We start from the raw sequence: 12,179 nt of genomic DNA, 5'->3' as shown, positions 1-12,179 counted from the left end.
TTACATGCGATAGCGCGACGGTGAACAACCAAACTTCCGGGAAAACAATTTCGAGAAATTCGACACTGTGGCAAAGCCTACGGCAGTTGAAATTTCGAGCACACTCATGCTGGTCTGATCCAATAGGTCACGAGCCCTATCAAGGCGCACATCCTTAAGGAAGCGTGCAGGTGTAGTGTTGCAGAATTGTTTGAACAGCCGTTCGAGCTGGCGGCGCGAAATGCGGTGTTTCTTAAGCAAGTCGTCAATAGTCAGCTCGCCTGCCTCGTCGGCGGCAATCGCATCCATAATTGCCAGGAAGTGAGGATTTCGTGTGCCATAGCGGTTGGCGGCAGCCTGGCGCTGAGGTGTGCCGGCAGAGCGCGGAGCTGGACCAAGAAGATAGTCCGCCACGCGCACACCAAAGGCAGGATCTACATCCTCCGACAGGATGGAAATCATCATATCACCTGAAGATTGACCGCCTGCACAGGTGAAGAACCGTCCATCTTTGGCAAACAGTGTGTCTTGAGTGCGGTAGTGTGGGAAAAGCTCGCTGAAAATAGGCCGTGCGCTCCAGTGAAGTGTAAACTCTCGCCCCGTCAAAACACCAGCTTTGGCCAGAACCACGGCGCCAGTGCCAAAGGCCCCCATCATGTTTCCCCGGCGGGCCGCCTTGCGCAGCCAGCCAAGTATTTCGGGAGCATGGCGGCTCATTATGTCGTCAAAGGCAAAAACGAACGCCCGGGCATGTAACGGGAGATCATCTAATTTTACATCAACCGGATAGGCGGTGCCGTTCGAGCAGCACACAGATTGTCCTCCCGAAGAGGCGATGGTCCAGGAATACTTCTCTGTACCTGCAACCCGGTTTGCCGCGCCAAGAGCGCTGATGGCGGTGGCAAGATCCATCAGACAGAAGCCTTCACACAGAATGAAAGCGAAGCAAATCGTCTGATCCTGCGTTGAGAGAGGGGCTCTGGCGATTTGGCGATCATGTTTCACAGCTGAATCCACGCTGTCTTGAGATCATGGAACTTCTCGAGCGCATGTAGCGACTTATCGTGACCATTGCCGGATTGTTTAACACCGCCCAATGGAACCGTGATATCGGGACCGCCATAAGTGTTCACATGAACCACCCCTGCCCGCACAGCCCGGATCATGCGATGCGCGCGGCCAAGGTTTGAAGTCCAAACACCAGCTGCCAGTCCATAGACGGTGTTGTTGGCGATCTCGACAGCAGAAGCCTCGTCATCAAATGGCGTGACGGCCAGAACGGGGCCGAAGACTTCCTGCTGCGCCACACTGTCTGTGGGACTGACTCCTGTCAAAATAGTCGGCTCCATATAGTATCCGCCGGTGTTTTCCAAAATGCGGCTTCCACCCTGGTAGAGTGTTGCACCCTCGGCTTGTGCGGTATCGACAAAGCGCAAATTCTGCTGCAACTGGGACAGGTTGTTCACCGCGCCAGCATCCGAACTCACGTCCAGAGGATCGCCGGTTTTCATTGCACTCGCCTGTTTTGCCAGTTCCGCGACGAATTCGTCATGCACGGATCGCTCGACCAACAGACGGGATCCGGCAACGCAGACCTGGCCCGAGTTGCGGAAGATGCCTGACGCGCTGACTTTGGCTGCTCGCGACAAATCCGGTGCATCGGCAAAAACGATATTGGGAGACTTACCGCCCAGCTCAAGGTAGCAGCGTTTCATGTTCGAGCGGGATGCATTTTCAAGCAACCTGCGCCCCACGCCGCCTGACCCGGTAAAGGCCATGATGTCCACATCCATTGACAGCGACAGGGCTTCGCCAACCACACTGCCAGCTCCGGTCACAACGTTGAGAACGCCAGGCGGCACCCCTGCATCCAGAGCGAGTTCTGCAATGCGCAAAAGCGACAAGGACGCCGTTTCCGCCGGTTTCAATACTACTGAATTGCCGGCTGCCATAGCCGGACCCAGCTTCCAGGTCCCGATCATCAGCGGGAAGTTCCAAGGCACAATGACGGCGACAACGCCAACAGGTTCGTGATGCACCAGCCCAAGTATATCGGTGGCCGTGGGGGCGATTTCGCCGTATACCTTGTCAATTGCCTCCGCGTAGTAGCGGATCGTGTTTATTGCCGATCCGACTTCGGCTTTGATAGCCATCGCGATCTCTGTCCCGTTATCGCGGACTCCTAGAACCGCCAAATCCAGCGCCTCAGCTTCAATCAAATCGGCCCAGCGGTGCATGATCTTCTTGCGGCCGGCTGGCTCCATACGAGACCAACGGCCATCTTCAAAAGCTGCGCGGGCGGCAGAAACCGCGCGTTCGGCATCCTGTGCGGTCCCTGCTGCCGTGGTCGTCAACACACCGCCATCAATCGGTGAAAGCACATCGGCGACTTCACCAGTCAGGCTGCTACAGATTTGCCCGTCGATCAGATGCCCACGCGGCGGAACGGGTTTGGCGCGAAGCGTATCGATCTTGTTCTGGTCCAGCATGACTTACCCCTGTTGTGATGTGTGGATGTCGTGATCGTGCTCCGTCTCGGCAATCCGGTCCCGATGCTCCTTCATCAGGGTGCGGATGTGCAGGCCGATCACGACAATGATCATGATCACCAGGAACGCAGCGATCGGGCGATCAACAAAATCCCACGGAGACTTCACCCGCACCATTGAAGTGCGAAGTTTCGCCTCCATGATGCCCCCCAGAACCATGCCAAGAATGATTGGCACGATGGGCAAGTTCAGGCGTTTAAGCACAAGGCCGAAAATCCCGAAGGTGCTGGCGATGGCGCAGTCCACGACAGAATTGCGTAATGAGAAGACGCCGACGAAGCTAAGCGTCAGAATAATCAGCCCCAGAAACCGGGTCGGGATCTGGATGACTTTGGTCAGGATATTGGTCGAGAACAGCAGGAAAATGATCACGATAACGTTCAAGATCAGCATTGCCATGTAGAGCGCGTAGACAAAGTCCATTTGCTCCTGAAACAGCTGCGGCCCTGGGATCACGTTATGGACATAGAAGACCGAAAGCATCATCGCCGTGAGAGCCTCACCTGGAATACCCAGGGCCAGCAAGGGGATCATTGCAGCCCCCGGCACAGCGTTATTGGCGGCTTCTGAGGCGATCAGGCCTTCTGGAGCACCCTTCCCAAATGCCTCGGGCGTTTTTGAGGTCTTTTGGGCATAGGTATAGGATAGGAATTGTGCTGTGAATTCGCCAACACCCGGGATCATACCCATCAGCACACCAAAGCCAGAGGCAACCGAGGCGACACGGCGGTAAAGCCAGAGTTCTTTCATGTTGCCCAGCATGGCGCCTTTTACGGGCTGCGGATGGGGCGAGGTGTCCTTGTCAGCTAACAGCAGGAAGGCCTGACTTAGGGCAAACAAGCCCAGAACGACAACGATTAGGTCCACCCCGCCTGCCAACCAGGTCTGGTCGAATGTGAAACGGCGGGTGTAATTCACAGGCTCCAGTCCGATTGTGTGAAGCAGGATGCCGAAGCCGGCCAGCATACCCGCGGCCAAGACCTGCCCCCGGTGGGCCAGAACCACCAAAATGATCCCCAGTAGCGCGGCCAGGAAGATCTCGCGCGACCCGAAATGCGGAGCGATCAGCGCCAACAGAGGGGACAGCAAGATGAGGCAGAGAATGGCAAAGATGCCCCCAAAAAAAGAAGCCGAATATGCCAATGCAAGGGCACGGCGTGCCTCGCCACGCTTAGTCATCGGATAGCCGTCGTATGTCGTCAGGGCATTGACCGCGGTGCCCGGAGTGTTGATTAGGATAGCAGGTAGCGCCCCGCCATACATTGAACTGCCATAGATACCCAAAAGGATCGTCAAGCCGACCAACGGATCAAGTGAGAAGGTGGCGGGCAGCAGAATTGCAATTGCTACCGCTGCGCCGACGCCGGGGATTGCTCCGATGACGACACCACCCAACGATCCGATCAGAAGGGCGATCAGAACGTCCCAGCGGGCCAACAGGTTTAGGCCGGAAACGAAGTCTTCCATTTGAGTCTCTCAGAAGTAAGTCAGCAAAAAAGTGCGCAAGGTATCAGGCAGAAGCTCGTAGGCCTGCCCGCCAGGCACTTTGACTTGCAGAAGTGATTTGAAGACGACCACGACACTCAGTCCCACACCAGCGGCGGCGGCAATCATGGCTGGACGGCGGTATCCCAGCCTGAGCGTCAAGGTGATTGTGAACACAAGCGTTGATGGTAGATATCCCAACTGCGGCACCACCAGCACATAGGCCAGGAACCATCCTGCGTATTCGGCTGAGCGGATCCAGAAGGCGACCTCAAGCCACCGTCCGTCGAGTTTGGGGGAGACGAGGGAGCCGATCAGGTGCAAAGCTGAAAACCCGACCATCAACCCAACCGCGAGGTGCGGCCAGAATGCTGGTTGTGCAAGCAGTTTGCCGCTGCCCCATTTCGCTTGAGCCTCAAGATTGGCCAGCAAGAATAGGCTGAATGTCAGGAATGCCACGGCAAAAACCAGGTCGCCGGGGCGGCGGTATCGCTTAAAAAGGTCTTGTAAGGTTTTTGCGCGGACCATCTGAAGCTCCTGTCTAGTTGAGAGCGGCCGCTGAACAGGCCGGCAGCCGCTCTAGGGAGATCGGGCGTTATTCAGCCAGCATCTGACCAATGGCATCGAGTGTGGCGATATCCCTTTTAACCTGCGCTGAGGCCTCTTCAGCGTTCTGCCAATAGACCAAGGCACCGGTTTGAGCGGACAACTCCTGCGCGCGTTCTGAGGACATGGTTTTCTGCGCTACAGCGATGATCTTTTCGCGCACGTCTTGTGGTGTGTCTTTGTGAACGAAGAGGCCATTCCACAGGGCGATATCCAGTGCGGGGGCGATCTCAGACACGGTCGGAGTATCCGGAGTCAGGCTGATCCGCTCGCCGCCAATTGATGCCAGCACCTTGATCTCGTCCTTGCACGGCAGAACCAGCTGCAGAGTTGTATTCATCACGTCCACGTCGCCGGAGGCAAGCGAGTTGCAGTCGAGCATGTCAAAGGCTGCGTCTGTGCTCCAGCTGAAGCCTTTGGATTTTGCCAAGGCCATGGTGACTTGCGTAGGTACCAGCGGTGCGCCGAAGTGGCCTAGGGCTAAGTCATTGTCCTGCGCATAGGCAGCCAAACCGTCGATGTCGTCATAGGGGGCATCCTTTCCAGCGACGATCACGAAGGGGTAGGTCAGGAACGCGCCCAGGGGCTCGAACGGGTTCGGGTTCAACTCTGGAATACCCAGTTGAGGACCGATGACTGGCACCGCCAGAATGAAAGAACCGATCGTATAGCCATCGGGGTCCGCTCCTGCGACGGAAACTGCGCCGGGGAAGGGGCCGCCACCACCGCCGGGCTTGTTCACAACGGCTGCAGGCACGCCGTACTCAGCCTGAAAATCCTCAGCGATCATACGTGTGAGTACATCTTCAAGATCGCCGGGAGGCCAAGGCACGACGAATTCAACTGGTTTCTCAGGGTATTCTGACAGCGCTGCTCCAGGTGCGATGGCAGTAACAGCAAGCAAGCTTGCAGCAAGTGTTTTCTTCAGCATTTGGGGTCTCCCTGTAGTGATTGTTGATTCCTTAAGGGTTCATTATTGTCACCGTTGGTGCAGATAATTATTGTGATCTCGGGAGGTTTCTGTCAACACTCAAGACAATCCGAGCCACTGAAAGCTCGGCAATCACAAGGGAGGATGACATGGGAACCGTTTCCAACGCGCTGAAAATGCTAGACCATTTCCCCTTGGACGCAGCGGGAATCGGGCTGACCGAGCTTTCTCGTGCAACTGGCCAAAACAAGGCGACAGTCTATCGTTACTTGTGCGAACTCGAATCGAACTCTTTTGTTGAGCAGGATCAGGAAACGCGAAAGTACCGCGTTGGACCTGCGTTGACCCGGCTGGCGCAAGGGCGCAAGCGGCGCGCAGGTGCGCGCGAAATTATCACGCCTATCGTCGGCACGCTGTCGGCAGCAATGAAGGGGTGGGCTGTACTATTTGATGTAGCTGAAGCCACGGTTGCGCCCGTGGCCCTGTTCCACGGTGGTGATGCCCGCGACCCCGGGCAACACGTGGCCTTTGCCCGTTTGCCTCTGGATAGTAGCAGCACCGGCATCGTTTGTTTCGCTTTCGGCCAGCAATTCGACACGCCGACTGCACATAGGGAAATCGTCGAAACCTGCCGGGCGGAGGGACTTGCTCACACGCCTGGCGTCCGTGCGGACGCGCTTCAGTCGATCTCGGCGCCGATATTCGGGAGCACTGGCGACCTGGCCTTTGTGGCTACCCTGGTTCTGCCTGCAACCGACGACCGCCAGCTGAACGCGCAAACCCATGAAGCCACCCTGACCTTGGCCGCGACAGCTGCGACAATGGCGATCGGTGGCCGGACTAAGCAATTTCACACCTACAGGAGAGCCCAATGACCCGACCACTTCCTGACCAAGCGCCTGTTGTCATCATCGGGGGTGGGATCATCGGAGTGTCCACCCTGTATCATCTCGCCCATCGTGGCGTGCCTGCCGTACTGATTGAACGCAAGAAACTCGCGTCGGGAACCACTTGGCACGCGGCCGGAATAGTCGGGCAACTGCGCGACAGCACTTCGCAGACCGAACTGGGAAAATACACCGCAAAGCTTTTTCAATCCCTGGAGCTCGAGACCGGACAGGGCACTGGTTATAAGCAGAATGGCACGATCAATATTGCACTTGGTGAAGTGAGGCACGAACAGCTCCTGCGCAGTCATGATCATGCGGCGCGCATGGGTATCGAAACCCGGATGCTATCGCAGGAAGAGTTGCTGGAGCACTGGCCGCAAGTCGAAGTCGAGGATGTAAGGTCAGCCTTCTTCGTCCCGTCAAACGGTCAGGTAAACCCCCTGGACGTCACAGTTGCACTGTCCAAGGGCGCGCGCACCTTGGGTGCGCAAGTCTTCGAGGACACCAAGGTCACCCGCCTGGTGCTGAATCAAGGTAAGGTGACTGGGGTCGAGACCGATCGTGGCACCATTGCCACGGGAATAGTTCTGGTCGCTGGCGGTATGTGGAGCCACCTGTTCGCCAAGACTCATGGCGTAACAGTGCCGTTGCACGCCGCAGAACATTTCTACATCGTGACCGAACCGGTGGCCGATCTTCCCCGGAACCAGACGATTTTGAACATTGCCGAGGAGCGCACTTACTGGAAAGAGGATGCCGGCAAGCTTCTGATCGGCGGGTTCGAAGCATTGGGCAAACCCTACGGGCGTGACGGCATTCCGGAAGATTTCGAGTTCGACGAGCTGCCGTTCGATATGGAGCATGTGGAGCCTGAGCTGGAACGCATGTTCGCCCGGATGCCAGCTCTGGCCGACATGGGCATTCAGACCTTTTTCAACGGTCCCGAAAGCTTTACCCCGGATGGGCGTCCTTACCTCGGGCCGTCGTCAGAGATCGAAGGGGTTTTCCTGGCCACCGGCATGAATTCTAACGGCATCCTAAATTCGGGTGGCGTCGGTCTGACCATGGCGGAGTGGATCATTGATGGCATGCCGTCACGCTCAATGCTGCCGCTTTTGGCGGTGCGCGCACATCCATTCCAGAGAAACACAGCCTACAACGCCGAACGCGTGGCCGAGGCGGTGGGTTTCCACTACGGCCTCCAATGGGCTGGACGCCAGGTTACCTCGGCGCGCGGTGTACGGCGGGTGCCCTTACATGATCGCCTCCAAGAAGCGGGGGCGCAGTTTGCTGAGCGGATCGGTTGGGAAGTCCCTATGTACTACGGCGCGGATTGGCGGGATGAACCCTCGATCCGGTGGAAGCCATGGTCTGCCCATGTGCGCGACGAGTGTATTGCGGCGCGGGACGCGGCAGTCCTCCTTGATCAGTCCATGTATGCCAAGATACTTGTGCAGGGGCGGGATGCGGTCAAGGCGCTGAACCGAGTTAGCGGGGCAGAAATGGATGTGCCCGTTGGAACGTCGGTCTACACACAATTCCTCAACACTCGTGGTGGAATCGAGGCGGACGTGACTGTGACCCGCACCGGTGACCAGGCGTTCATAGTTGTCACCGGTCACCCCAGCCAGATGAGAGATCAGTATTGGATCAAGCAAAATGCTGACGCCGACTGGCAGTTTCAGATTTTTGACGCCTCTTCTTCCTACGGCCTGCTAACGATCCACGGGCCCAAGTCGCGGACAATCCTGCAAGCAATTAGCGGTGACGACCTGTCCAGCGAAGCCTTCCCCTTCGGCGCCGCCAAAGAAGTCGACATCGCTCATGCTCGGGGCTGGGTTATCCGTAGATCCTTCTTGGGGGAATTGGGGTTTGAGTTAATGGTCTCGACCGAATTCATGGCAGGGGTTTATGAGGCGCTGATTGAGGCTGGCAAGCCTCATGGTCTGCGTCCGATGGGCATGTTTGCAATGAATGCCTGCCGGTTGGAGAAGGGTTTTCGCCATTTTGGCCACGACATAGGTGAAGACGATACGCCCTACGAAACGGGCCTCGGCTTTGCTGTGAAACTCGACAAGACCGATTTCCTCGGGCGCGATGCGCTTGCGGCTCAGAAAGCCGCGGGCCCCGCCACGACACACCGGACCGTTTCGATTCTTGTTCCAGGCCTAACGGCGGAGGATGGTCCCTATCTGATTCACAACGAGCCGATCTGGAAGGACGGCGCCATCGTCGGCCATGTGACCTCAGGAGATTGGGGGGTGCGCATCGGGCAGATGATTGGGTTGGCGTCGCTGGAAAACCCTGAGGGTGTCTCAAAAATCTGGATCGAAGAAGGCGGGTTTGAAGTTCAGATTGCCGGCAAGATGTATCCGATCAAGGCGCAACTGGCACCATTCTATGACCCCAACGGCGACATCATGCGCGGCTAACACGCGAGCAGGGAGGAGAGAAACATGCCTGACAAAACTATCCTGGTCATTGGCACTTTTGACACCAAGAACGACGAACTGGATTACATGGCTAGCCGCATCCGTGCGGGCGGCGGTGGCGTCCTGACAATGGATGTCAGTGTGTTGGGCGACCCGGTCAATCCCACTAATCACTCCAAACATGATGTGGCCGAGGCTGGAGGGGCCTCCATCCAAGCTGCGATTGACAGCGGAGATGAGAACTCGGCCATGCAAATAATGGCCCAAGGCGCCTGTGCGCTGGCAACACGTCTTTATGCCGAGGGAAAGTTCGATGGTGTGGTTATCCTTGGTGGCACGATGGGAACCGACCTTGCGCTGGACGTCTGTCAGGCGTTGCCGCTCGGTGTTCCGAAATACGTGGTTTCGACGGTCTCGTTCAGCCCTTTAATTCCTGCAGACCGCCTATGCGCTGACATTCAGATGATCCTTTGGGCAGGCGGACTTTATGGGTTGAACTCGGTCTGCAAGTCCTCGCTGTCACAGGCAGCTGGCGCGGTTCTGGGGGCAGCGCGCCTGGTCGAACCGCCGGTGAAGGACCGCCCGGTAGTCGGCATGACCTCGCTTGGATCCAGTTGCCTAAGCTACATGAGGGCACTGAAGCCGGCGCTGGAGGATCGCGGATTTGAGGTTGCCATCTTCCACGCAACGGGCATGGGCGGCGCAGCGTTCGAAAGCATCGCTGCCGAGGGGGGCTTTGCCTGCGTGATGGATTTTGCTCTGCCGGAACTGGGCAACCTGATGGTTGGTTCAGTAATCAACGGCGGTAAAGACAGGATGCTAAATGCAGGCCGGAAGGGCATTCCTCAAATTATCGCACCGGGATGTATCGACCTGATCGACTTTGCCGGGTGGCAGGAAATACCGGAGCGGTATCAGGATCGCCCGTTCCATGCGCACAATCGGTTGATCAAGTCCTCTGGGCTGAATGCCGAGGAACGGCGCGAAACCGCAAGGGAAATGGCTAAGCGGATAAAGGCCAGCAAAACGCCCGCCCATGTCATCCTGACCAACCAAGGAATCGAGGAATGGGACCGCGCGGGCCAGGAAGCCCACGATCCTGAAGCCTTCGCCGAGTTTTGTGACGAGATGCGCAAAGTCATGACGGACCCGGTCATCTTTTCGGAGTTGGACTGCCACATCAACGACGACGCCTTCGTCAGCAAGGTGCTTGAGATTTTCGATGCTTGGGTCGCGGACGGCACAATCAAGGTGAACTGACATGTTGACTGATCAGTACGATATCCTGTTCGATCCGGTCAGGATCGGTCCTGTCACGGCGCCTAACCGTTTCGTCATGATGCCCTATGCCAATGGGCACAGTTACCTGATGCCAAATGGTGCCATTGGCATCCGCGAGACGCGTGCTGAGGGCGGATGGGGCATCATCGGTATGCAATTGAGCGAGATCGACCCCACCTCGGACTTGTCAGGCCTGCCTTACGAGCGGCTTTGGGACGACGGGGACGTCAAGGTCCACGCTGTATCGGTCGACCGCATCCACACCCATGGTGCCCTTGCTTCGATCGAACTGGCCCACACCGGCATCCGCTCACGCGGGATCGAAAACGGGTACCCGGCACTGGGGCCGTCACCGCTGCCGACGCTGAAACCAGAAATGCCCTACAGCGCCAAAGCGATGGACAAATCTGATATCAAGCGCCTGCGCGCATCGTTCCGAGCTGCCATCAGCCGGGCGAAACAGGCTGGGTACGATGTTGCCTACGTCTATGCCAGCCACGATGCCTCGATCCTGTGGCATTTCCTGTCGCCCCACTACAACCACCGCTCAGATGAATACGGTGGCTCCTTTGAAAACCGTTTGCGTCTCCTGCGCGAGGTTCTGGAAGAGGCGCAGGAGGAAGCTGCTGGCGACATGGCTATTGCCTTGCGATTTGCTGTGCATGAGGCCTCTGGTCCCAAGCGGATAACTTGCGACGGAGAAGGGCGTGATGTTGTCGAAGCCCTGGCTGAATTGCCCGACCTTTGGGATGTAAACGTTTCCGGTTGGAGCATAGACAGCTCGACTTCGCGCTACGCGCGCCAAGGATACCAAGAGGAGTTTACCTCTTTCGTCAAGCAGGTCACGAACAAGCCCGTACTCGGGGTCGGACGCTTCACGTCCCCCGATACAATGGTCGGCCAGATCAAACGCGGGGTGTTGGACATGATCGGCTCCGCGCGGGCATCCATTGCCGACCCGTTCTTGCCGACGAAAATCCGCGAAGGCCAGATCGAGGATATTCGTGAATGCATCGCCTGCAACGTCTGTGTTTCGACTGAACTGGCGGGTGTCCCCGTGCGCTGCACGCAGAACCCCACCATGTCCGAAGAATGGAGGCGTGGATGGCATCCGGAGAAAGTGCCGGCGGCACAGGCTATTGAAAACGTTCTGATCGTTGGTGGAGGCCCCGCCGGACTGGAAGCTGCACTGACACTTGCCAGGGCAGGTCATGAGGTGACACTGGCTGATAAGGCTGAGGAGCTCGGAGGACGCGTTCGCCGCGAGGCGGCGATCAAGAACCATGCCACATGGGGCCGCGTGCAGGAATACCGTCTCTACCAGTTGCAACAGATGGGCAACGTGAACCTCTACACGGGCAGCGAACTGGATGCTGAATCCATTGGTGACTTCGGCGCCGACCAGATCATTCTGGCCACAGGTGCGCGGTGGCTGTCGGACGGGCGGGGCCGGTCCAACTTGTCACCGATACCTGGTTTTGAAGCTAAAGCCATGACACCCGACGACATCTTGGACGGTGCCGAGATCTCGGGACCGGTCGTGATTTATGATGACGACCATTACTACATGGCCAATGCTCTGGCCGTTGATTTGGCTGCCAAAGGGCACGAAGTTCACATCGTCACTCCTTTGCCTTCCTTGGCAGGATGGATGGGCAACACTCTGGAACAGCCCCGTATGCTGCGTGAACTGGCTGCGGCGGGGGTGCGAACCTATCCTAATACCACAGCGTTGGGCTGGCAGGATGGCGCCTTGCAAGTAGTGCGAACAGATACCGGCGAACACCTTGCCGCCATTCAGTCTGAAACGCTTGTTTCGGTCACCATCCGCAGACCGGAAACCTCACTGGCGGAAGCACTGAATGCACAGGGCACTCCCTATCGGGTGATCGGCGACGCCGAAGTGCCTGGCACCATTCAAGCGGCGATCTATTCCGGCCACCGCCATGCTCGTGAGCTCCTGGGCACAGAACCCGAAGATCGCATTTTCAAACGTGAGCGGCCGACACTCTTTCTCTGACCCTAG

Annotated in this window: 9 protein-coding genes; 4 read left to right on the top strand and 5 right to left on the bottom strand. The window is 57.5% G+C overall.

The annotated features are described in order from the left end of the window. The 5 genes from ACR0AO_RS21940 to ACR0AO_RS21920 all read right to left on the bottom strand — a co-directional run bounded on the left by ACR0AO_RS21940 (position 1) and on the right by ACR0AO_RS21920 (position 5,550). Positions 1-984, bottom strand: coding sequence for a GlxA family transcriptional regulator (locus tag ACR0AO_RS21940; protein ID WP_480608532.1), 984 nt, complete (start codon positions 982-984; stop codon positions 1-3). Further along, positions 981-2,468 carry an aldehyde dehydrogenase gene (locus ACR0AO_RS21935; protein ID WP_480608530.1) on the bottom strand — a complete coding sequence of 496 codons (1,488 nt, stop codon included), beginning with the start codon at positions 2,466-2,468 and terminating at the stop codon, positions 981-983. Before ACR0AO_RS21935 ends, ACR0AO_RS21940 begins: the two co-directional genes overlap by 4 nt. A 3-nt stretch (positions 2,469-2,471) precedes the next feature. Then, positions 2,472-3,995, bottom strand: a complete 1,524-nt coding sequence (locus tag ACR0AO_RS21930; protein ID WP_480608528.1) for a tripartite tricarboxylate transporter permease — start codon at positions 3,993-3,995, stop codon at positions 2,472-2,474. A gap of 9 nt (positions 3,996-4,004) precedes the next feature. After that, positions 4,005-4,541, bottom strand: coding sequence for a tripartite tricarboxylate transporter TctB family protein (locus ACR0AO_RS21925; protein WP_480608526.1), 537 nt, complete (start codon positions 4,539-4,541; stop codon positions 4,005-4,007). 67 nt (positions 4,542-4,608) lie between these two features. Continuing rightward, on the bottom strand, positions 4,609-5,550 hold the full coding sequence (locus ACR0AO_RS21920) for a tripartite tricarboxylate transporter substrate binding protein (protein WP_480608524.1): 942 nt from the start codon (positions 5,548-5,550) through the stop codon (positions 4,609-4,611). 149 nt (positions 5,551-5,699) lie between these two features. Between ACR0AO_RS21920 and ACR0AO_RS21915 the strand changes: the two genes are divergently transcribed. Genes ACR0AO_RS21915 through ACR0AO_RS21900 form a run of 4 tightly spaced genes read left to right on the top strand, consistent with a single transcriptional unit; the run spans position 5,700 to position 12,173 of the window. Beyond that, entirely contained in the window at positions 5,700-6,425 is a 726-nt protein-coding gene (locus ACR0AO_RS21915) for a helix-turn-helix domain-containing protein (RefSeq protein WP_480608522.1), read from the top strand. Beyond that, on the top strand, positions 6,422-8,872 hold the full coding sequence (locus ACR0AO_RS21910; protein WP_480608521.1) for an FAD-dependent oxidoreductase: 2,451 nt from the start codon (positions 6,422-6,424) through the stop codon (positions 8,870-8,872). Before ACR0AO_RS21915 ends, ACR0AO_RS21910 begins: the two co-directional genes overlap by 4 nt. Positions 8,873-8,896: 24 nt before the next feature. Beyond that, positions 8,897-10,132 carry a Tm-1-like ATP-binding domain-containing protein gene (locus ACR0AO_RS21905; RefSeq protein WP_480608519.1) on the top strand — a complete coding sequence of 412 codons (1,236 nt, stop codon included), beginning with the start codon at positions 8,897-8,899 and terminating at the stop codon, positions 10,130-10,132. A gap of 1 nt (position 10,133) precedes the next feature. Then, positions 10,134-12,173, top strand: coding sequence for an oxidoreductase (locus tag ACR0AO_RS21900; RefSeq protein ID WP_480608517.1), 2,040 nt, complete (start codon positions 10,134-10,136; stop codon positions 12,171-12,173). The last annotated feature ends 6 nt before the right edge of the window (positions 12,174-12,179 follow it).

It is taken from the genome of Ruegeria sp. AF8, from assembly GCF_056541825.1.
Note: the sequence above shows the minus strand (reverse complement) of the source record. Positions and strands in the feature narration are given on the sequence as shown.

Excerpts from the sequence above, each read along its gene's own strand:
- ACR0AO_RS21935 (WP_480608530.1), bottom strand. The coding sequence starts at position 2,468 with ATGCTGGACCAGAACAAGATCGATACGCTTCGCGCCAAACCCGTTCCG.
- ACR0AO_RS21930 (WP_480608528.1), bottom strand. The coding sequence starts at position 3,995 with ATGGAAGACTTCGTTTCCGGCCTAAACCTGTTGGCCCGCTGGGACGTT.
- ACR0AO_RS21925 (WP_480608526.1), bottom strand. The coding sequence starts at position 4,541 with ATGGTCCGCGCAAAAACCTTACAAGACCTTTTTAAGCGATACCGCCGC.
- ACR0AO_RS21920 (WP_480608524.1), bottom strand. The coding sequence starts at position 5,550 with ATGCTGAAGAAAACACTTGCTGCAAGCTTGCTTGCTGTTACTGCCATC.
- ACR0AO_RS21915 (WP_480608522.1), top strand. The coding sequence starts at position 5,700 with ATGGGAACCGTTTCCAACGCGCTGAAAATGCTAGACCATTTCCCCTTG.
- ACR0AO_RS21910 (WP_480608521.1), top strand. The coding sequence starts at position 6,422 with ATGACCCGACCACTTCCTGACCAAGCGCCTGTTGTCATCATCGGGGGT.
- ACR0AO_RS21905 (WP_480608519.1), top strand. The coding sequence starts at position 8,897 with ATGCCTGACAAAACTATCCTGGTCATTGGCACTTTTGACACCAAGAAC.
- ACR0AO_RS21900 (WP_480608517.1), top strand. The coding sequence starts at position 10,134 with ATGTTGACTGATCAGTACGATATCCTGTTCGATCCGGTCAGGATCGGT.